We start from the raw sequence: 22940 nt of genomic DNA on the forward strand, positions 1-22940 counted from the left end.
AAAGCCCCAAACCAGTGGCAGAAATTGCAAAGTTTTAGTCTTGCTCTGTCATTCATGTACGGGCGCTAGTGACATAGAATAACTAAACAGATCGGTGTTTTACAATGCAGTACGCAAACACACGATCAAAAAACATAAAAAGTCAGACGTCATAAAAATGGCGTGCTTGGCAAAATATAAATGGGCAAGTATTGATTGCCCCAAGGAGACAAAGTGGATACTCAGGTTTCCACACCCATTCTGGCGCTCAGCGAGATGACGCTGGCGTTCGGGGGTGTACGCGCCCTTTCTGGTGTGAGCTTTGCTGTGCAGCCCAACACCATCACGACCGTTATCGGCCCCAATGGCGCCGGAAAAACGTCTTTGTTCAACACTATTTCGGGTTTCTACAAGCCCCAATCCGGCACCCTCTTTTTTGAGGGCAAAGATATCACCCAGAGCTCGCCGCCGTCGCGAGCCAAGATCGGATTGGCACGGAGTTTTCAAAACATCGCCCTGTTCCGTGGCATGACGGTTTTAGACAATATCAAACTAGGGCGCCATGTCCATTTACGCAGCAACATCCTCGATTCTCTGTTCTATCTTGGTCGTGCACGACGGGAAGAGCAAGAGCTACGTCGAGACATTGAAGAGCGCATCATCGACTTTCTTGAAATTGACCATATTCGCCATCATCCGGTCGCCGCCCTACCTTACGGATTACAAAAACGGGTAGAAATGGCTCGTGCGTTGGCCATTCAACCTAAGGTCTTGATGCTGGATGAGCCAGTTGCCGGCATGAACCGCGAAGAAACTGAAGACATGGCGCGATTCATACTGGATGTGCGTCAGGAATGGGGGATCACCGTATTGATGGTGGAACACGACATGGGCATGGTGATGGATTTATCCGATCACGTTGTGGTGCTCAATTTCGGGCAAGTGATTGCCGACGGTACGGCTGAACATGTTCAGCGCAACCCCGAGGTAATCAAAGCCTATTTGGGCTCGGGCGATATTGCGGATTTACGTGAACGCCTACGACCCGGTGCTCGTCGGGAGGCAAATTAATGGACTGGCTATTTTTTGCAGAAGTAACTCTGGCGGGCTTAGGCACCGGCGGTTTATATGCTCTGACCGGACTGGCTTTCGTGATTATCTACAAAAGCACAGGGGTGGTTAATCTGGCTATTGGTGAAATGCTAATGCTGGGTGCCTATTTGTGTTACGGCTTGGCGAGCGGCCTAGGTTTGCCTATTTGGCTGGCTATTATCGGCGCCATACTCAGCAGCGGTTTAGCCGGCGGAGTGATTGAGCGCTTAGCCATTCGCCCTATGTTAGGTGAATCACCGATATCGGTATTTATGGTTACTGTGGGCTTGTCCGCCGTATTAATTGGCTTAGTAGAGCTGGTATGGACCGCTGATCCACGCCGTATGCCTCCTTTTATGCCCGACGAGCCTGTATTCATCGGCGAAGCTTTTGTTCCCTCAAAAGTGTATTACGGCTTTTTTGTGACCCTCGTACTGATTGCTTTGGTGTTGGTGGTATTCCGCTTTTGGCGTGGCGGGGTTGCCCTAAGGGCGACGGCCTCCGACCAAGCCGCTGCCTACTCCATGGGCATCAATGTGCCGCGCGTGTTTTCTTTATCGTGGATGGTCGCAGCCATGATTGCCGCTGTATCGGGCATGATTGTCGGCGCCATAGGCGGAATCTCGCCAGCCATGGGCGTCTTTGGCTTGTCGGTATTGGTAGTCGTGATTGTGGGTGGCCTAGATAGCGTATTGGGCGCCCTGGTCGCGGGTATCATGATTGGCCTTCTAGAAGCGTGGGCCAGTGGTTTTCTAGGTGGCGAATACAAAATAGTCGCTACTTTTTTGGTTCTGATCGTCGTACTGATGATACGCCCCTACGGGTTGTTCGGTACACGTGAAATCGAGAGGCTTTAACACCATGCGTATCGGTACCGCCAAATATACTTATGGCCAAGACGAGGCTTTATTTGATAGCCGCACACAGTACGCGTGGCTGATTATTCTGGCCTGCGCTTTATGTGCATTTCCTTTTTTCGCCAACGAGTATTGGCTTTATTTAGCCTGCTTGGTTGCTATCAATATAGCTAGTGCCACGGGCTTGAACATATTGACTGGCTATACGGGATTGGTCAGCTTGGGCCAAGCAGCCTTCATGGGCTTAGGGGCCTACACCGTTGCCTTGATGGAGCCAACCTTTGGCTTGCCCGTGATGATTAACCTGCTCGCGGCAGGAGGAGTCGCCATGCTGGGCGGCATAGTGGTGGGTATTCCTTCCTTACGAGTCAAAGGCTTATACCTGGCCATTGCCACCATTGCAGCATCGATGATTTTACATTTCATCTTTTCTAATTGGACCTCAGTAACCGGAGGAACAGCAGGTCTAACAGTGCCTCCAGCCCGCATCCTAGGTGTGCAGCTGGACACGTCATTCAAGTTTTATTGGATGGTAGTGCCTATTACTGTGCTGATGTTGCTGGGTGCGGCTAATCTTTTTAGAACGCGTATAGGGCGAGCCTTTATTGCGATTCGAGACCGCGATATTTCGGCCGAGGTGCTGGGCATCCCTTTGCTTCGTTATAAATTGCTTTCTTTCGCCATCTCTTCCTTTTATGCCGGCTTAGCAGGTGGCATGTGGGCGTACTTTTTTAGAATCATTACACCTGAAAGTTTCCCCTTGTCCATGTCCATCTTTTTCTTAACGGCAATTATTGTCGGCGGAATGGGTACCTTACTTGGCAGTATTTTAGGGGCCGCTTTTATCACGATGGTACCGGAGGCACTGAAAATTATCGTTAGCATACTGCCCTTGAGCGCCGATGCCACGCTGATTCTTTCACCAGTTCGCACCATTGTTCTGGGCCTGCTCATTATCGGCTTTCTTATTTTTGAACCCTTAGGTTTACAAGAAATATGGCGCCGCATACAGCGCTTTTTCCACCTATGGCCATTTCGGTCATAACACATAACAATCAGGAGACAAGTCCATGAGTACAAAACGTATAAAACACTGGCTCAAAGGCTCGCTAGTTGCTGCCTTGCTGGGCAGTGCGATCGTGGTACAAGCGGCAGAAAAAGAAATTGTCATTGGGGGCTCTATTCCCATGAGTGGTGTCTTTGCCTTTGCGGGAATCGGGATTCATGCGGGCATTCAGGATTACGTCAAGATAATCAATGATGCCGGTGGCGTAGAGGGCTACAAGTTGCGCTACGTGCCGGAAGACAGCGGCTACAAGGTGGATGTTTCGGTAGCGGCATTCAAGAAAATCACGGGCCAAAATGATGTTAATTTCTACTACGGCGACTCCACCGGTTTTAGCAAAACCATCAATGAGGAGCTCAATCGAAGTAACTCTATATTAATGTCTGGAGCGTCATTTGCCACAGAGCTAAACGACCCAGCCAAATTCCCTTATCAGTTTATTCCAGGCCCTGATTACACCGAGATGTTTGGCATTATGTTGCGCCATATTGCCAATGAAAAGCCTGGGGCTAAAGTGGCTTTTATCTATTCGGATACCGAGTTTGGTCGTGACCCTATTCAAGCCAGTAAAAAGACGGCAGAGGAACTAGGACTAACCGTCAGCGCCGAACTCATGACGCCGCCCGCTAGCGTAGATGTATCCACTGAAATTGCTAAATTGCGCCGTGCGCGTCCCGACTTCGCTATTTTTCATGGTTATATCCTAGGCCCTATTCCTGAATTTATCGGTCAAGCCCGAAAAATGGGCTTGGACACCCAGTTTATGGGCACCTTCTGGACGATGGACAATTCAACGGTGATGCAAATGAAGGACGTGGCGGATGGCTTTATGGGCGTTATGCCCTACCGCTACTACTACGACGAGAGTAGCCCCGCCCCGATGCTGGAAAAAATTCGTGAAATGCGCCCCGACTATCAAAACATTCCTTATATACAAGGGTTTTTGTCAGCCATGCTTTACACCGAGGCCGCCAAACGCACCTTGGCAGAGGGTAAGCCCATGACGGCAGATAACCTCAAAGCAGCCCTTAACTCACTAGAAAACTTTGATACTGGAGGCTTGATTGGCGTGCCCGTCACCATTCGTGGCAACTCTATCCCTGTAGGGCGTATTTATCGCGCGGACGTCAGCAAAGAGCAAATGGTGCCGGTGTCTGACTGGATTGTTCTGGAGTAAGCCATGGCACTCGCCGATACCGTATTGGCCCTCAACAATATTGAGGTTTTCTACAATAAAAGCGTACAAGTACTCCGAGGCTTGTCGTTACAGGTGAAACAAGGGCAAATAGTTGCTTTATTAGGCTCTAATGGGGCCGGAAAAAGCACCACCCTGAAAGCGATATCAGCTCTTTTAGCGCTTGAGAACGGAGAGTTAAATAGTGGTTCGATTCGCTTCCAAGAGCAAGACATCAAGACGCTCAAGCCTCATGAACTGGTTCGCCAAGGCCTATTTCATATTATGGAGGGGCGTCGGGTTTTCGAAGACCTGACTGTAGAAGAAAATCTGGTGTCGGCGACGTATGCCCTGTATGGCCGGCCAGGTCTTAAGCCCGATTTCGACTTGGTGTACGAGTATTTTCCGCGTTTACACGAAAGACGTCATCACTTAGCGGGCTATTTGTCGGGCGGTGAGCAGCAAATGCTGGCCATTGGGCGGGCGCTCATTGCTCGCCCCAAGTTGATATTGCTGGATGAACCATCCTTAGGTTTAGCCCCCTTATTGGTCGAGAATATATTTCAGATTATTGCTCGTATCAATGCCGAGCAAGGAGTAGCTATGCTGCTCGTCGAACAAAATGCCTCCGTTGCTCTGGCGGTAGCTCACTACGGTTACATCATGGAAATGGGCAAAATCGTCACCGACGGTAGCGCGGAGTTTTTATCCTCGGATCCGGATGTGCAGGAGTTTTACCTAGGGATAGGCGGAAGCGGAGAAGCCAAGAGTTTTCGCCATATTAAACATTATAAACGTCGTAAACGTTGGTTATCCTGATGATGAGCATGCAACCCTTACCCCTGTTGACCCTGCCGCAAATGCTGCGCGAGCGTGCCCGTCAACACCCCGATAAAGTCGCCTTGAATCAAAAAGACTATGGAATCTGGCAGTCCTTAAGCTGGAAAGAGTATTACCAGCGCTCTGGCTGGTTTGGATTAGGCTTATTGTCGATGGGCATAGAGCCTGGTTCTCATGTGGGCATCATCTCTGAAAACCGCCAAGAATGGGTGTTGGCCCAGATGGGGTGTGGACTCAGTGGACTGATTACCGTCGGCGTATACCCCACCAGCCCAGCAAACGAAGTGGCCTACGTGCTGGAGCATGCCGATGTGCAAGTAGTGGTGTGTGAGGACCAAGAACAAGCCGACAAGGTGGCCGAGTGTATAGACCAACTACCTCATTTAAAATTGGTCGTCATTATCGAGCCCGATGGCTTTCGTAATACCGATCCTCGCATTGCGGGGAAGTCGCATACCTTCAAAGCTATCGAGCAAGCGGGTAAACAACACGAAAGCAGCCATCCGCGTCTAATTGAAGAGGTGCTGGCACAGCAGCAGCTAGATGATTTAGCCTTAATGATTTACACCTCGGGGTCAACGGGCAAGCCCAAAGGGGCGATGATCAGTTACCGTAATATTCACGGCGTTGCCCCGGGTATTATCGACCGGCTGGACTTAAGCCCCGACTCTAGCCACCTGTCGTATCTGCCGCTTTGTCATGTGGCAGAGCAAATGCTGACTACTTTTACGCCTATTTACTTAGGCTCAATGGTTAACTTTGGCGAGTCGATCCGCACTGTGCAGGAGGATTTACGTGAACTGGCCCCAAGTTTGTTCTTGGGCGTACCGCGTATCTGGGAGAAACTGCACTCGTCCATCATGATCAAAATCGCTGACACCGGGCCCTTCCGGCGCTGGCTGTTTAATCGTGCTTTGGCCGCCTGCGCGCCGTTGGCTTATGTTAGTCCAGCCAAACGCACGCTTACGCAAAAATTGACCTATGCGTGGTGGTATTGGATTATCTTGCGGGCTTTGCAAAACTACATAGGGCTACGCCGCTGCAAGGCAGCCTTAACGGGTGCTGCGCCCGTGCCGCCCGCCGTGGTGCGCTTTTTTCGTAGCATAGGCGTTCCGCTGATCGAGGTATACGGTTTGACCGAGTCGACCGGAATGGTGACAGGACAATCGGTGCAGAATCCGCATCCGGCATCGGTGGGGACAGCGATCCTACAAGCGGAGTACCAATTAGCGGCCGATACCCAAGAGCTTTTACTCCGCGGGCCTATGGTGTTCATGGGATATTATAAAAACCCCGACGCCACCGCACAAAGTATACGTGATGGGTGGCTGCATACCGGCGACGTAGTGGCTGTCCGAGACGGCCAGTTGTACATCGTTGATCGTATGAAAGACATTATGATTACTGCCGGAGGCAAGAACATTACCCCGTCAGAAATTGAAAACACCATGAAAGGCAGCCCGTACATTAAAGAATGTATTGTGGTAGCGGATGGACGTCGGTTTGTCGGTGCGCTGATTCAAATTGATCTTGAAACAGTGGGGAAATGGGCCGAGAGTCGCTCAATTGCTTACACACACTTCCGCTCTTTAGTGGAAACCGTAGAGGTGCAAGCACTGATTCAGGCAGAAATTGACCAGGGCAATGCCCAATTGGCCCCAGTAGCCCATATTCGTCGCTTTCATTTACTGAGTAAAGAACTGGATCACGATGACGGCGAAGTGACCGCCACCATGAAAGTGAAACGCAGCAGCATCTATCAAACCTATCAACATGAAATCGAGGCTTTATATGCCTAAGCCCGCAACCAGCCCTGCCCATGCCAGTGCCGCAAGGAGTCATTAACATGATTGATCTTGCTATCCATAATCAGGTCGCTATCTTGACCTTGCAACGGCCTCAAAGCCGCAATAGTCTGAACCCGGCTATGGCGACCGCGCTGCTAGATCACATTGAGGCGCTTGAGCCCCAGATTCCTACGCTCAAAGGGCTATTTTTACGCGCCTCAGGGGATCACTTTATGGTGGGGGGCGATATTCAGTTTTTTGATCAACTGTTGTCCCAACAACCTGAGCCCGACGAGGGGCGTTGGGCTGAGTTAGAAGCACTGATTACCACCGTAGAAAACGTCTGTTTACGGCTGCGGAATCTGCCCTTCCCTGTTATCGCTTTTACCCAAGGCGCGGTGGCCGGCGCTGGTCTGTCATTAGCGTTGGCTTGCGACATGATCGTGGCCGCTGACAATGCCCGCTTTGTAATGGCCTATAACGCACTGGGCGCCACACCCGATGGCGGGGCCTCATTTACCTTGCCCGAGCGGGTTGGATTTGGGCGCGCCCTACATATGCTCTTGTTTAATCAAGCGCTATCGGCTCAGCAGGCACTTGACTGTGGGTTAGTGGTGCAGGTGTGCAAAGCAGACGAATTGGACCAGCAATGGCAGACCATGGCACGACAACTAGCGTCAGGCTCACGGCAAGCACAAAATGCCGGCAAAGCTTTACTTCGGCAATCCGCCACACTGAAGCTTGAGCAAGCGTTGACTAACGAGAAACAACAATTTCTCCAGTTGGCACAACAGTCTGATTTCAAAGAAGGAGTGGATGCGTTCCTGAGCAAACGACCTCCCCTTTTTAAGCTTTAAGACTCTTTTTCTAAAGCCCTGATTTTTCTGTTTATTTTTTGCCCTGCTCCAACGGGCAGGATTTACTGTTGCCGCTTCGCGGCCCAAGGAATGCTATGCACTTTGCGTTGACCTCAGAACAAAGTCAGATTCAAGCACTCGCTCAAGAATTTGCCCGCGATGAAATACTGCCCCTTGCGGTGCAAGCCGATCGCACCGCTCAGTTTCCCCTCCAGATCCACCGTCAGGCTCTGGAGCTGGGTTTATTGAACACCAGCTTGCCCAGCCATCTTGGCGGCCCAGGCTTAGGAGCATTGGAGTTGGTCTTGATTACCGAAGCGCTCTGTCATGCCTGTCTTGGCATAGGCACGGCATTATGCATTAACGCCCTGGCCAGTGAGCCCTTGCTGTTGGCAGGCACCCCTGAGCAACAAAAAAAATACCTAGGACGCTTGACTGACGGCGCCATGGCCAGTTTCGCTCTGACTGAGCCCGCAGCAGGCTCTGACGTAGCAGGAATTCGTAGCCGCGCTCAACGAGTAAGCGGTGGCTATAGCTTGAGTGGTAGCAAAATCTGGATTTCTAACGCCTCATTAGCCGAGTTTTTAATTATTTTTGCCAAGACTGACCCCGATCAGGGGCACAAAGGCATGACCGCTTTTATCGTCCCAGCGAATGCACCCGGTCTGAGTATAGGCTTACCTTTATCCAAACTAGGACAAAAAGCAGCCCCAACGAATGAAGTGTTTATGGATCAGGTGTTTGTGCCCGATGCCCAACGACTCGGGGCAGAAGGCAGTGGGTTTAAGCTGGCAATGCAAGTGTTTGATCGCTCTCGACCCATGGTGGCCGCTTTTGGTGTGGGCTTAACTCAGCGCTGTCTGGACGAGGCACTTGGCTACGCCCGTCAGCGCCACAGTATGGGAAGCCCTATCCTAGAACATCAGGCAATCGCACATAAGCTCGCGGAAATGCGCGTACGCCTAGAAAGCTCTCGCCTGCTGTGTTATCAGTCGGCGAGCTTACTAGACGCAGGCAAAAGCAACACCCTAGAGGCCGCCATGGCCAAGTTGCATGCCTCTGATAGCGCGATGTGGGCGGCCAGTGAAACGATACAGGTCATGGGTGGCATGGGCTACTCCACTGAATATCCAGCAGAAAAACTGTTTCGCGATGCCAAAGTGCTGCAAATTTATGAAGGCACATCCGAAATTCAAAAAAACATTATTGCACGCGCCATGCGTTAAGGAGAGAGACTTGCAGCAAAATGAAGCCGTCATTATTGATGCCGTGCGTAGCCCGTTTGGGCGCCGTGCAGGGGCGTTGCGAGAACAACGTCCCGACACCCTTCTGGCCGACACCCTTCAAGCCTTGTTAACACGCACAGGAGCCCCGGTGGAATGCGTGGGTGATGTGCTGGCGGGTTGTGTGAGCCAAGCGGGGGAACAAGGGGGGAATATTGCCCGCCAGGCTGCTTTATTGGCTGGCCTACCTGAACAGGTGCCAGGCGTCAGTATGAACCGTATGTGCGGCTCCAGTCAGTACGCCATACACGCCGCCGCACAAGCCGTGGCCGCGGGCGACATGCCGTTTGCTATTGCCTGCGGAGTCGAAAGCATGACTCGAGTGCCCATGTTCACGGACCTCACCTTAGGGCGCCATGAGTTTGCAGGCTTTGATAATTTACATCCCTCACTGCTAAAGCGCTTTGCCATCCCTCATCAAGTGGAAAGCGCAGAGCGTATTGCTGAGCAGTGGGGTTTGAGTCGACACGATCTTGATAGCTATGCCATGTTGAGTCATCAGCGTGCGCAGGCCGCTAAAGTGGCGGCTAAACATACCGAATTAGTGCCGCGCACTGGCTTAGACAAAGAAGGACAATCTCTCATACTGGATTACGACGAAGGAATACGCGCCCATATTGACCCAGAACGAATGGCCGCGATGCAACCCGTGTTTCGTCGGCCCGAGCAAGGCGGGCAAATCACCGCAGCTAATGCCAGCCAAATGTCAGACGGCGCCGCTGCAGTGTTAATTGGCCAGCGAGCCATTGCCCAAGATTATGGAATGCGTCCGCAAGCGCGGTTCCGCGCTCGCGTGGTAACAGGGTCTGACCCGATCCTGCAGTTAACCGGCATTATTCCTGCTACCCAACAGGCGTTGGCCAAAGCAGGCCTGAGTCTGCAAGACATGGACTGGATTGAAGTCAACGAAGCCTTTGCCAGTGTCGCCTTATGTTTTATACGCGAATTTTCGCCAGATATGGATAAGTTTAACCCCTGGGGTGGTGCCATTGCGCATGGACACCCGCTAGGTGCAACTGGCGCGGGTTTAATGGCGAAAATGTTAGCCGGCTTGCGTGACACAAATGGACAGTTTGGCTTGCAAGTGATGTGTATTGGTCATGGCATGGCCACAGCCACCATTATTGAACGCCTGAACCCGTAGGTATCAAAATCAGGGCGCCGCTTAGCGGCGACGCCCTGAGTGACAACTACAAGCCTAACTGACGACGCTCATCCTGGGTAAGCATCGACGCTTGGGTTGGATTCAATGGCCCACGCCCCACCAAGCTTACTGCTTGTGAAACGGGACGCGCCACCTGCTGCCTGCCCTGCCCCTCTGGGCCCTGTGACACCGGGCCCGCCCCAAACCCTAACACCTGCACCTGAATCTGCGACGGCTGATTGCTACGGGCAGCATCGCGGGCACGACTTAAGGTTTCTTGGGCAGCGGTAGCCGCCGACGACGCCGCACTGCTGGCGCTAGTCAGTGCCCCTACGTTTACAGACACCGCAATCGGCATGCCTTTAGATTCGCCTTGGACTTGAATATTATCGGCGTTCACCACATGCAGTGCGGCTAAGTTAACGTTCCCCGACACACGTATACCCGCTTCGCCTGCGTCGATCGTACCAAGCGGAGCGATCAGGTCAACATCACCTGCAGGTACTTCGGCAATGGGTGCTAACGTAGCGATACCTGCACCGGTGCTGGGTACTGTAGGCGCTAAGCTTACATTTCCTACACTATCGTAAACTCGTCGGGGCGGAGTATACACAATGGTCGTTTTTGTGCCTCGGCCCGCGTTAATGTCACCTTGCGCGGACCAAGCCATAATATGTCCCCCAAAGGTACTCATAATTCTACTTTGCCCTAACAGTATGCTCCCCGAGGAATACAACTGAATCTGTCCTTTTCCTTGTGTAACAATACCTGCAGAGGCTGGCGGTGCCTCACCCTCAATTCCCAGTACTTGTTGGCCAAAAGGTGTAAGTATTTGAATATCGCCACCGAAATGGGTGCGCAATCCTGCACCACCATATAAAATAACTTCGCCTGTTACGTTTGTTCCTGATTCATGTACATAAGACTGAGGCGTTAAGGCAGCGATAGCTCGACGACCGCGTAGATAACTACCATAACGGGGCCCGTTCATATCGTTATATTCGCGCCCGCTCTTTTTCAATTCCGCGAAAAACAGTTGGCGCGCATAAATCCCCTGTTGTTCAGGAGATAAAGCAAGAAAGGTTGCTGTGGCCAGTTCAGTCGGCCCATCATAAGCATGATGGCGCTGTAACCAATTTACTAGATACAAATCGCTTTCGTGACGATAGTCTTGGGCTAAGTCGCGTTGGGGGGCCTCTGACCGGCTTCGAAGGTATGCTTGCTGTAGAGCCAACGGAGCATCTTCCTCACTGCCCGTGTAGGAAAACTCCTGAGCTAACCAGTCCGCAAGCGTCAGCTGCCCACTATAAGCCTGTACCACTTTATCAAGCTGCGTATCCAATCCCTGCCCTGACGACAACTGGCGTTTCGGGTCAAGATAGATTTTTAATAGATTCTGATAGTCGATGTGGGCAGCGCCGGCGATCAGTGCAATATCTGCCCCCGGCCGTGTATCACCCCGAACCAGCCCACCCAAGCTGTGTATACTTGCTTTATCATCTTGTCGGAAATGGCGACCTGCTTCCAGTATAAGTGAACCCGGGCCGTAGATTTGCACTTGGCTGTATATCATGTCGCGCCCCGACCGTAGTAACGATATATCGTTATCGGTGTTATGGACCAGTACCGCTGACGGCCCCAAAATATCTTGGGCTGCCCATAACCTAACCGGCATAGCTGCCTCTACCCAACTATCCAGTTGACGCTGGCGCTTATTGTACTCACTATCGGTCATATTAACGATTCCGCCCGTTTTCAAACCGACGATATCGCCACCAACAGCATAAAAGCGCGCTGCGCTGGCTTGATCTTTAAGGCTCCGCTCTAGAGGTATATTGGGACCAAAGGCAAATAAACTATGGCCACCTTTCGCGCTCAGTATGCCCTCGGGAGAAATATTGCCCACGGGAAACAGGCCTGCTTGTGTACTACCAGTAAAAGCAGGCATCCATGGGCTAGGCAACTGTACATCTGCTCCTGATACGGAAATGCGGTGAGAGTTCGGAGCGGCCAAAATAGACTGCCCTGCTATCAGCTCCAGTTCTGAGCCAGACGAAGGTGCTAGCATGAGGCTATCGTTACGTTGAATATAGGTGTCAACCGAAGAGGCCAACATAATATTACCTTTGGGAGCCAAAGCTTTTAGCACTGAGGGATAAACAAACAGGGTCGAGGTATTTGGAGAGCCGCTTGGATGCGTAAGCTCTTGTATCGTGTCTGATCCCATGTAAAAACTGTTATTAGCGGTTAAAGGCGTTAAATTACCTCCGGCCGAAGTTAAGTTTACGGCCGTTGCGGAACTCCATAAACTAAACCAACTGTCCCCCCCTTTTACTTGAGTTTGTCCATCTTCTATAAGCTCATAGCGGTGAGTAATCGGTAAACTCACGCGCGTCGGATCATTCACATTACCTAGTACTAAATCGCCCCGCGTCTCCAACCAAGCTGTAGCGTCACCCAGTACTAAGCGCGGCCCGCCCATAGATAGCCCTCCTTCAATAGCAAAAGGATTGCGTGCTCGAATTCCACCTCCATCACCATACGCCACGCTGATTGCGCCCATGTGGGCGGCCTGAACGTTTACAGCGCCGCGTAAATTAACTAATACTCCGTTTAAGTCAAGATTGTCTAAAGATCCCCCGTAACTGTAATGGCGTCCACTATTACCATACAGCCCATCACCTTGTTGGGTGGCTCGAACATTAGGATTGAAACCACCTGCCATACGCAGAGTCAGGTCACCTCCACCCGTAAACAGTAATTCCCCTCCTAAGACTCTTCCTGTGCTGGCTACTACCGCCACAACGCCCTGAGATCTCCCTGATGTCTCATTCCTATTCGCTAATGCGTCGCCCCGAGCACGAATGACCCCCATATGCCGGCCAGCTTGCAAGCTCAAATTGCCACCGCCTAATGTTCCAAACCCGGAGAACCCGTATAGGCGTGTCATACCTGAGTCGACCGTCATCCCTGACCCACTAGCTCCCTCTTTAGAGTTGGCGTAAGTACCAAAATTAATCCACCAGCTTGGTACAATATCTTGAACCTGAGCACTGTCAACAATACCTTGACGCCACAGCCAATTTCCCACCGATGCACTGGAAAAACCACTTTTCTCGGCTGTCACGTTGGGATCTTCCCCGCCATTCTGGGCCCCATGCCCCCAGTTGTCCCCATAAATATCCCGACCCGCTTGCACCCAGACGTTGCCACCTTGGTCGGGATACCAAGCCTGATATGCATGTAGTGCTGCGTCATACCCTCCATCACGCCCCGCTAAACCCAGCTCTCCAAACTCATTGAGCAGCGCTCTGGGGCGGTTAAACAGGGTATCAGCTTGCCCAAGACTAGTCTGTGCACCTGCTGTATAGACGCCATATACTGAACTCATTCCTACATCACGAGCAGCGCTGAGGGACAAATCCCCCGTACCCGTGCGCAATACGCTGAACAAAGGAGTACCGTACACATACTCATGTTCAAAGACATCGACTTCAATAGCACTTTCTACGAGGCAATAATTGCTGCTCCAGCTACACACTTGCTCTAAGGTGCTGTTGCCAAAAACACCTTCCCAACCCAACCCCCACACATTCAGCATCCATTGATCGATTTCGGTTTGTGTCATCCCGACTACGGCCAGATCATCAAAAAGCCCTAGGGCACCGTCTTCGGTTAGACGCGGTTCACCGGGTTTATTAACACAATATGTTGAGCTCCATGAGCAAGTCTCTTGCAAGGTAAGATGCCCGTATACACCCTCCCAATCCATGCCCCAGTTAGCTAACAGCCAATCGCTGATTTCGGCTTGAGTCATTCCAGCCACGGCGGGATCACCGATGATATCTAGTGCCCCCGCCTCGCTTAACACCAAGTCTCCCCCGCCTTCTCTCTCTATTCTATGACTGGCCTTGGCGACTAAGCCTTGGTGCGCATCCGCCAACAATAAATCTCCCACCCGGGCGCTGTTGGTGCTACGTATATGGCTAGACTCTAGCTGAGAACCTGCAGTGAGAGCCAAATCCCAAGAACTCGCCTTTTCGCCAAGCATCGGTGCCAAAGCCCAGTTCTTACCCTGTTTTCCATCCTGCCCAACCGGACGCAAGCTGACGGCCTGACGGTCGGGTAAGCGCACTAAAGTATTAGATGGAATTAGTGAGCCTCGGGCTAAGACTAGCGGTACCGAAGTGATAAATTCAGCGGCCAGCGGCACACCTTTGGGCCATATCATGGACTGCACTGCAGTCGGTGTGCGTAAGCGGAAACCGGCCGCTAGACGCGTGCCGACCGGCAGAATAACTTCGCTAGTTAATACAGTTCCGGCCACATACTGTCCGCCATCAGCCAATTGAATATCAGCCGTTAATACCAGCCCTTGGGGTAACGTCAAAGGTGCTGATAATGTAACGGCCACAGGTGTTTCCACGCCAGCCGGCAATGTGACAGCTTGAATGGGCACATCGTAATTCAACACGCTAGCCTCTGGAAAGCGGGTTCCTGCGTCCAAGGTCAATTGCTCAATGGGCACAAGAAGATCTTGCCCAAAAGCCGTTTGCCCAACCCCTTTCGAGTACAAGCCTTCGCGCAATAACCAGCCGTTGTCGTCGGGCGAATCAGGGGGCGGCGCAAAACCATCATTAATGCTGCCGTAAATCGATAGGTTTCCCCCTGCACGCAGCCATATCACACCCGGAATACCATAACCGCGTCGTGCAGGATTAGCCTCAGGCCCGTAACGATAGCCTGACAAATCTATGTCACCCTGTAATAACAGGTCGCCGTTCGGTGTCGCAGTACTCACTTCCACACCCGGTCTAATTTGGTAGGTACCTAACCCTTTCAAACGTGTGGCTAGCGTTGAGTTGGACAAGACCGCTTGCATAAAAGCCTGATTATCGGCATGTAGGCCGTTGTTGCCCTCAAAGTAAGATTGGGATAGCACTTGCGGCAAGTTGCCGTTCACATCCTCAATTTGTGCAAAAGGAGCATCGGTGTAGCGTCTGAATGCAGTAATGTTCACCGTTTTCGCACCCCGTATAATTGGAGTGGACTGTACCTGCAGCGCCACATCGTGCGCACCATCGCCCGAGCCTAATAAGGCCCCCCGTTCACTACCCCCGCCCGTTCTACGCACGTTGATCGTTAAAGTGCCGCGAGCCAAACCATCGTTAAAATGGGGGGCCAAGGTACCAGCACGCAAATCAAAACTGGCGTGCTCATGAAGAAACACTTCACCCTGCCGTGAGGTTAACTCAATGACGGCGCGGTTTGGGCTATCAATGATTTTGCCATAGCTATCGCGACGCCAATGTGAACTATGCGCGTCAAGCAAGGCGTTAATATGCAGATCTTGCTGTGCCGCCAAATGAATGCTGCCTACCTGGACACCGCTAGCATCTAGAACACCGTTTACCCATAAGCTTCCCCCATCAACAACCAATTCTATATGGCGTGCCTGCAGTTCCTCCCCCACATGCACGTCACCCGAAAGTATTTGAAAACGACGGGCACCAGTCAGCGAGGCACGGTTCAAGCCTTGATTTAACGATTGAAAATTTTCTATACGCTGTGCTCGGATGGTGATTGCGCCAGCTTCGTAAGGGACATAGGTGCCGCCAGCATCATAGAATCCCGTTGCTGCGGCTAAAAATTCGCCAGCTAGGTGCACTTGGCCGGCGTGGGAGCTATCCGCAATGAAGCTTAAGGTGCCTGCACGATGGTTTTGTGCTGACACATTAAACAGTGAGCCTGCCATTTGCTCTATATTGCCGTTACGACTCAATAGTTCAAGATCACCTCCCCAGCTATAGCGGGTAACATCAAGCAAGCTCAGAGCTCGTCCCGCTAAATCTAGTTGGGCTTGTGCACCCAAGCGGATATCTCCTTCCGCTTTTAAGCTTAGGTAGCCAGATGGCAATGAGAAAGCAGTATTTAGCTCAATAGTATCCGCTTCAATCGACCAGCTAGCCCCTAGGTTTTGCGACTGACCATGTCCTTGCCCGTTACTCAGCAGTTTCAGCGTGCCTCCCGCCCGCAACTCAAACACTGCCCCGCCTTCGCCAACCACGACGGGCGTTTGAATCATCACGTGGCCGCCCTGATAGTCCCATCCTTTATTTGTTTGGTATTGCCCGACATGGTGATAAACGTGTAGAGAACCTTTAGCCGTGGCGCTAATAAACTCATCGGCTAGTAAATTGAACTGGCTGAAGCCCAGCATCAAGCGCTGTGCCGGCACTAATAAGGACCCAGTGCTGTAAGGCAGAGGCTCAAAACGTATCTTGCTGGCATGTACGTTGAATTGGCCATCGCCTAGATGCGGGGTCATCGCCCCTCCGGGAGGTGCAAACTGAGCATAGCCAGGGACTTTAGTGGTTGGGTCTGCCGCGGTAGAGCCAGCCCATATGAACTCGTTGGCCATAATTGTAGCTACATCATCGCTAGCTCCGTAGCCATAAATAGCAGGCGCACCCAATACTAAGCGCTGTAATGCAGCTTGGTCTTGTCGAAAGCGCGTGTCAATAAGCACTGAACCGAACACATTTACTGCTTCACCAGCCGTCAAAATTAGACTCTCTAAAGCTGGCGTACCTAAGGCTGTGTTACCTCGCAGCAACTGACCTAAAACATGCTGATTTAATACCATACCAGGAGGTAGAAAATCTTTCTTTTGAGCCGCCTGCAAGGCTTCCTGAGTTCCCAAGTTAATAGTAGCTACGCTCAGACTCAGGTGACGTGTACCATACTCAACGGCATCACCGATTTCTAGTGCCCCATTAGTAGCGACCGCAATCGTCCCTTCTGAAACTACGCGTGTCATCCCAGTACACAGGCTTAGGCAAGCGCCTAAAGTAATTTTCGTGGCATTCGCATACTCGGGCGCTTGAACTCGTACCTCACCATTGGTTACCGCCAGCAAGCCTGTCGAGAAAGGAGAGATATAAAACCCCTGATGAATATCTTGCAATGCAGCGCCCTGCCCTAACGTGCTCAGTGTAGCGCCCTGTTCAACAGTTATCGCTCCTGAACCCGACCCTAAGAGCAAAATATCAGGCGCCGCAATAGTGACTCCAGATCGAATCAGCAAGTGTTCACTTGACGCCGACGTTTGCTGATAACCCTCTCCGTAAGAACCACTAATTAAGCCACCCAACACTAAACGACCGGGTCGCAACCCCCTCAATTCGGAGTCGTAAATAGCAGCCGATTTAGCCGTTAAAACAGGCCTTTGTTCTCGCGTTAACACCTCAAGACCTTCGGGCGCCCCTGAAATAGCCAACACTCCACCAAAGCCTGTAGAGCCTACGGCGGCTTCAAACATGGCATCTCCTTTGATAGACAGGCCCACACGTCCGTTATGTCCCGCGCCAGCTCCTAGACGAATGTCCAACATGCTAGCGTCTTGGGGCAACATCGCACGCGCAATACCACGACGAGCTGCATCAGCCAACAAAAAATCCGCGTAGGACTGCTCGTTATACTGTGAGTGTTTACGCACCACATTAGCAGGAGTAATGAGCACTCTATGCGGTAATACTTCTACTCGACCTGTGTGTATCGAACTAAGGTGTCCTGCTGAGACCCAAGATCCCGTGCGAGTCTGTACGGGGGAACTTACTGCGCGTTGTGGACCAGCTTCTATTTCTACCCTAAAGGCTCCCGGCAAGAGGGCAAACGAGGCAGGTAGTAAAGTGTACGTGCCGGCTTCTAGGCCTGGCAAACTGTGACGAATATTGAGTTGTTGACCTACCGTAGCTATCCCCGACTGTCCCAATCCTGCTATGGGGGAGTATGGTGCTTGAACACCAGGCACTACCGCGTACACATTGTTGCCACTCCGACTAAATCCTGTACGAGGATTACTATCCGCCAACGGGTGAAGCAGTACGTCAATTGAGCCACCACGACCACTCACAAACCCAGCTCCGAATATCTCCCCTCCTCCCCGCAAATCCAAAACCGCTCCCGCCTGAATATCGACTTCAACAGCTGATAAGGTCAAACGCCTGTCGTATAGAGGCAAGCCACCTGCGCCCCCTATGGGAGTAGGTGTTATCGGTTTTCCTTGATACAAATAATGAATGCCGTCAGCGGTACCACCGTAAGGAAGTACTACACTATCAGCGCTTACTGAACTAATGCTATCCGGCAAAAGACGCAAAACTTGAGGGCCGAAGTCAGAGGTGCGGATAGAGAGCACACCCAGAGGGGCCCTTACTATGCCACCTTGCTCAATAAAAGGAGCACTCAGGCTGAGATTGGAGAACGCCGCCAACGGCACAGAAGGCAGATCAGCGGTAGCTCGGCGGAGAATTAATTTTGCGTCAGGGTTACGCAAGCCTCCAAATTGGGCGTGGTAATCTCCGGCAATAATTGCTCCCTGTGCTCCGGTGACTGAATAAACTTGAGCCGCTCGAATATCGAAATAATGCGGAGCTAGGACTTGAGTGCCTCCAAAAGAGCTGTCGATGTTAGGAAGTAGCCGAAAATCGCCCTTAACGTCTAAGACAGTGCGATCAAAATAACGAAAATCCACTATTCCTTGTGCATCCAGCAAGTCGGCGTTCAGACTTAAATGATGATCTTTTGCTTGCCATTGCTGACTGACCCCAGCTATCTGAGTAAAGGGCAGCACAAATGAGTCTCCTCCGTCTAACGGGCGGAAACGACTATTATGCAAATAAATATAAGGCGCCTCTAGATGTAGAGCTTTACCTGCCGTTACGGCTTCACCTAGTACCGGAATGGATGACAAGCGCAGGCTAAATGGTAAGCGTAAACTTACATCATCAGCCATCTGTGTTTGTGCAAACACAGATAAAGAGCCAAACCCACCGGCTTGAATACGGTCAACCCCCAAATAAGCCCTGCCGTATTGCAGGCTTGTGTGCTCTTGCCCTGCCAGCAACGAATCAGCCAGAGGACTTGCTGCTTGCTCCTGCATCACGTTAAGCACGCGCGTAGTCACTACCGCCTCGCTGGCCGCATGCTTATAGTAATAGGCTCCGTTTAAAGCAATAGCCAAGGTTCCACCTTCAGCGCGATGGCCACCTGCCATGGCTTGTAACCGACCATCTAAATAAAGGCTATTGGCAGAGGCTAAAACAAGAGTTCCACCATGACTGTCCACCTGGGTAGCCCCCCCAGAGGGCAGGTCCCAAGTGGTTTGCGTACCCGAAGCATCTAAAAGCGCGCCAGGACGGATAATCAAATGCCTGTCCATATAACGCTCGTGAAGTTCTAGGTATTCACCCCGCTCCCAGTTGAACTGACCGCCAATTTCAATTTCTCCGCCTGCGCGGATAACACCGTAACGCTGTCCGTGGCGATTAATAGCTGTATAGCTCTCACCCGCCACGCTTAAAACAGCGTGTTCACCTATCCATACCGATAGCGCATTGGCTTGTGGGTTGTAGACCCCAGTGTAACCCTTTGCTCCACGTGTATCGCCGATGGAAATACGACCTCCTGGAGCCGCTATATGCCCCATGAGCGTGACTTGCCCCCCTCCTCTGACCTGAATGGCCTGTCCGGGGTCTACGCGCAACCGGGACGATGGGGCAAGATAGATTTCACCACCAACACTATTACGATCACTGAGTAAAGACACACTAGCACCGCGACGCTGTTGCACAGTGCTAGTGATAGCATTTCCCTGGTATAAAGGGGGCGTCCAAACCTCTAATAGGGTATCTAACCCAGTTGAAGAGGGAGTTTGCTCTAACACTCCACTGCGAAGCTGCAAGACCGGCACAAGTACATCCACATCGACGTTCTCGTGGATCCTTAATCCAGCATGACCATTTAACTGATAATGGGAAAAACCAGACTGCAAAAGACTAGGTTCTAGGCATAACACATTACCGGTACACCCCTCACCGATATTGATAATGCCACCATGGTTGAGACTCAAAGTTCCTGATTCGGTCACTCCGTAAGCACGCACTTGAGCTCCCCAATGCAGCAAACCTTGCTGCGCTGGCAAACTCACATTTTCTGCGTCTGCGGCCACGGATACATTCCCGGCCTTGCCTCCAACTAAAGCACCTTCTTTTGTCAGCACAGCACCGGCCGAAACGTCGATTGTACTTCCTGTCGCCAGCGTCACATTGCCTGTGCTGGCTAAAATAATGTCCCCGCCGTGCTTATAAGCTAGCTGAGATTGCCATGCTTGATGCAAGGATAAATTAGTCCACGTACCTCGAGTGTCCAGCGAAACATTTGCGCCCACAAATATTTCAGCCGTCTTTCCACTACGCGGCGCCAACGCTACCTCTTCAGAGCGGCCATTATTAGGCTGATTTTGCACATTACCAAGTTGAATTCGACCGCCCGCGCTGCGAAGATCAGCTAAGACATGAGTCTGTGGACTGAATATATGAATCTCGCCACCTGCACGCGTAGATAAGGCAGATTCCACCCTTACAGAGTCTCGTGCTGCAATACGAAACGCACCTAGATCAAAGCTATTTAGCTGTTCAGCATCCAGCCATACCGTCCCTAGGCGCTCGGGGTCTAAGGGAGCGTCCAAGCCCAGTTGGGACGCTATCGTCTCTACAGACGATTGGATAACGACCTGTGCTGCGGTTTGTTCGTTACTACCTAGCACGTTCTTTAACGTTTTGGTGGCATGGCTAAAGTAAGCGCTGTATGAGCCCACCACAAGAGCTGCTCCACGAGCTTGGGCCCGATGCGATTGCTGGTAGCCGTCCCGTCCGTGCAGAGGCGCTAACGTTTGTAGTAGGCCCTCATAGGTGTGTCCTACCACCTCGCCTTCCAGAACGGCACTGCGTGTAGAAACAACGAGTGTTCCTGCATCTCGACCCAACACATATCCTGACTCGTGGCGAACAGCAGGCGCCATTAAAGGGCTAGTGAAGGTGCGTGTGTGCCCCCACCGTTTGGAAGCAACTTCGTATCCTTTAAAGATTCCCGAATAAAACAAATCGTTTGGAGCACGATTCGCATTGTATATGCGTCCATTTTGGCTAAGCAGCCAGCTCTGCCGCAGATAACCCGATTGAACATCAAGTGTCCCGCCTGATAAATTAATTAAAGAACCTGCCTCACTGATTAATTCATTGCCAGTAAATGTGACCGTCCCGCCTTGAGCTAGCCAATGGCTAACAGGTAATGCTCGCGTGCCTAAATAACCCCCTACTTCCAGCAGCCCACCCGCTGTATACCAACGATCAGTGTCTGCACCACCGACTCCTGCAGGGACATAAATTAATTCTCGAATATCCAACCAAACATCATTGCTTTTTAGTCCTCCCTGATCTCGATTTACGTATGCATCACGCAACTCGTTACCTTGCACGTTAACCTGCAGATTGTTGGCCTCCATAGCCACTGCCACGCCGACGGCGCCTGACACATCTAACCTAGCTCCTTCACGAACTAAACTACGCTGTTGTGCACGTATTGCAATTTGTCCGCCTGTAGCTAAAGTAAGGGATTGCGTCCGAAAATCGATAGTGCCTTCGCTGTCAATATGAACGAGAGACAAATCACGACGATAAGAATCAGCCGTTTGCCAAGCTGAAGAAGCACTAAGAATAGGTTCTAGTAAACTGTCACGCTGCCCATCTAGCGCTTTCGCTTTGTCCTCGTCAGGCAATATGGACGTCACTGCATTTTCATGCAGCGTAATGTTCGCATGCGGTCCCTTCGCTTGCATGTGTATGGTCCCGCGACTATCCACAGAAGTACTGCTTGCCAACACACCGCGTTGATCAATCTTTTGCCCACTCAAACTAATATCGCCTAAAGGCGCCAAGATAAGGCCTTTCTGATCGACGTGCCCAAGACCTTGGGAGATGACCTCGTTACCTTTAGTTGTAGAGTGTTGATTGCCTTCGGTACCTTGGCCGCGACGTATCACAAAGCTGTCACCCGCCGCCAACAGGGCCTGACCTTTCGGGCTACTGATTAATCCTGCGTTTTCCACCTCTTTTGCAACAATCAACACATAGCCACCACCACGGGTGGCACTGTCAGGGGAGTGAGTTTGCAGACGTGCGCCTGCCTCAATAGTGATCTTGCCGGTTGCCTTTTTAAATACTGGGCTATTAGCATCTGAGTAGATACCGCGACTCAAAAACTGTTGCTCAAGTTCGATGTCTCCTGGCACTGCCGCCGCCACCAGATTACGCACATTCACCTGACTAGTACCGCTGAACACCACCCCGTTCTGGTTCACCACCATAACTGTGCCGTCGCCTTTGATTCTTCCTTGTATTTGGCTAGGGGCGACTTGATCACCGACGACTCGGTTCAACACCGCATCGGTATTTTTTTGTTGGAACTCGACTGTCGTATTACGGCCTACATCAAAGCGGTTCCAGTTCAGGATGGCTTTAGATTCGGTTTGTTTAATGCCTACGTGGTGCTGGCCGTTTTGTTGGGTGTGCACGGGCGCTTCAGCGCCTAGCCACTGTGCTTTATCGCCTACGGCTACTTCTAGCCCACCCTGCGCCAAGCCTTCGGCTACGTTGCTGGCTTGTTGTTGTGCGGCTAAGCGTGCAGCGTTTTGAGCAGCTTGCTGGGCGGCGATAGCACTGGCGGTGCGGTTTAGGTTATCCAGCGAATGCGATAGTTGCGCGCGGGCCGCGGCCTGTTGTTGCTGCATGTTAGCCGCCTGCTGGGCGGCGCGTATAGCATGGTTGTTGTTGGCGTTTTGGTGTTGCTGGGCGGCATTGCTTTGTGTAAACCAAGCGCCGCGTAGTTGCGCGTGGCTGGGGTGCGAGAGACTGAGCCCCAATAATGCAATAGCACAAGCTAAGGGCTTGAGTGCAAGCTTGCTAGATGGCAACAATAGGGCTGGCGCAGTCGGTGATCTCATGGTGGCAGGAATCCGAA

General features: G+C 51.7%; 10 protein-coding genes. 9 read left to right on the forward strand and 1 reads right to left on the reverse strand.

The window, feature by feature from the left end:
• Positions 1 to 255: 255 nt before the first annotated feature.
• The 9 genes from OSH01_RS10855 to OSH01_RS10895 all read left to right on the forward strand — a co-directional run bounded on the left by OSH01_RS10855 (position 256) and on the right by OSH01_RS10895 (position 10079).
• Complete coding sequence (locus tag OSH01_RS10855; RefSeq protein WP_266124203.1) at positions 256 to 1050, forward strand: ABC transporter ATP-binding protein; 795 nt, start codon at positions 256 to 258, stop codon at positions 1048 to 1050.
• Entirely contained in the window at positions 1050 to 1928 is an 879-nt protein-coding gene (locus OSH01_RS10860) for a branched-chain amino acid ABC transporter permease (protein ID WP_266124121.1), read from the forward strand. Before OSH01_RS10855 ends, OSH01_RS10860 begins: the two co-directional genes overlap by 1 nt.
• Before the next feature lie 4 nt (positions 1929 to 1932).
• On the forward strand, positions 1933 to 2973 hold the full coding sequence (locus OSH01_RS10865) for a branched-chain amino acid ABC transporter permease (RefSeq protein WP_266124122.1): 1041 nt from the start codon (positions 1933 to 1935) through the stop codon (positions 2971 to 2973).
• A 25-nt stretch (positions 2974 to 2998) separates the two neighbouring features.
• Positions 2999 to 4171, forward strand: coding sequence for an ABC transporter substrate-binding protein (locus tag OSH01_RS10870; protein ID WP_266124123.1), 1173 nt, complete (start codon positions 2999 to 3001; stop codon positions 4169 to 4171).
• Between the two features lie 3 nt (positions 4172 to 4174).
• Positions 4175 to 4987 carry an ABC transporter ATP-binding protein gene (locus OSH01_RS10875; protein WP_266124124.1) on the forward strand — a complete coding sequence of 271 codons (813 nt, stop codon included), beginning with the start codon at positions 4175 to 4177 and terminating at the stop codon, positions 4985 to 4987.
• A gap of 8 nt (positions 4988 to 4995) precedes the next feature.
• Positions 4996 to 6807 carry an AMP-dependent synthetase/ligase gene (locus tag OSH01_RS10880; RefSeq protein ID WP_266124204.1) on the forward strand — a complete coding sequence of 604 codons (1812 nt, stop codon included), beginning with the start codon at positions 4996 to 4998 and terminating at the stop codon, positions 6805 to 6807.
• 47 nt (positions 6808 to 6854) lie between these two features.
• Complete coding sequence (locus OSH01_RS10885) at positions 6855 to 7652, forward strand: enoyl-CoA hydratase/isomerase family protein (protein WP_266124125.1); 798 nt, start codon at positions 6855 to 6857, stop codon at positions 7650 to 7652.
• Between the two features lie 95 nt (positions 7653 to 7747).
• Positions 7748 to 8878, forward strand: a complete 1131-nt coding sequence (locus OSH01_RS10890; protein ID WP_266124126.1) for an acyl-CoA dehydrogenase family protein — start codon at positions 7748 to 7750, stop codon at positions 8876 to 8878.
• Between the two features lie 10 nt (positions 8879 to 8888).
• Positions 8889 to 10079: a thiolase family protein gene (locus OSH01_RS10895; protein WP_266124127.1), complete on the forward strand. Its 1191-nt coding sequence runs from the start codon at positions 8889 to 8891 to the stop codon at positions 10077 to 10079.
• 46 nt (positions 10080 to 10125) lie between these two features.
• Here the strand turns inward: OSH01_RS10895 and OSH01_RS10900 are convergent, their stop codons facing one another.
• Positions 10126 to 22923 carry a filamentous haemagglutinin family protein gene (locus OSH01_RS10900; RefSeq protein WP_266124128.1) on the reverse strand — a complete coding sequence of 4266 codons (12798 nt, stop codon included), beginning with the start codon at positions 22921 to 22923 and terminating at the stop codon, positions 10126 to 10128.
• Positions 22924 to 22940 lie beyond the last annotated feature (17 nt).

It is taken from the genome of Alcaligenes endophyticus, assembly GCF_026344035.1.
In the GTDB taxonomy this organism is placed as follows: domain Bacteria; phylum Pseudomonadota; class Gammaproteobacteria; order Burkholderiales; family Burkholderiaceae_B; genus Alcaligenes; species Alcaligenes endophyticus.

Excerpts from the sequence above, each read along its gene's own strand:
- OSH01_RS10855 (WP_266124203.1), top strand. The coding sequence starts at position 256 with ATGACGCTGGCGTTCGGGGGTGTACGCGCCCTTTCTGGTGTGAGCTTT.
- OSH01_RS10875 (WP_266124124.1), top strand. The coding sequence starts at position 4,175 with ATGGCACTCGCCGATACCGTATTGGCCCTCAACAATATTGAGGTTTTC.
- OSH01_RS10890 (WP_266124126.1), top strand. The coding sequence starts at position 7,748 with ATGCACTTTGCGTTGACCTCAGAACAAAGTCAGATTCAAGCACTCGCT.
- OSH01_RS10880 (WP_266124204.1), top strand. The coding sequence starts at position 4,996 with ATGCAACCCTTACCCCTGTTGACCCTGCCGCAAATGCTGCGCGAGCGT.
- OSH01_RS10865 (WP_266124122.1), top strand. The coding sequence starts at position 1,933 with ATGCGTATCGGTACCGCCAAATATACTTATGGCCAAGACGAGGCTTTA.
- OSH01_RS10860 (WP_266124121.1), top strand. The coding sequence starts at position 1,050 with ATGGACTGGCTATTTTTTGCAGAAGTAACTCTGGCGGGCTTAGGCACC.
- OSH01_RS10870 (WP_266124123.1), top strand. The coding sequence starts at position 2,999 with ATGAGTACAAAACGTATAAAACACTGGCTCAAAGGCTCGCTAGTTGCT.
- OSH01_RS10900 (WP_266124128.1), bottom strand. The coding sequence starts at position 22,923 with ATGAGATCACCGACTGCGCCAGCCCTATTGTTGCCATCTAGCAAGCTT.
- OSH01_RS10885 (WP_266124125.1), top strand. The coding sequence starts at position 6,855 with ATGATTGATCTTGCTATCCATAATCAGGTCGCTATCTTGACCTTGCAA.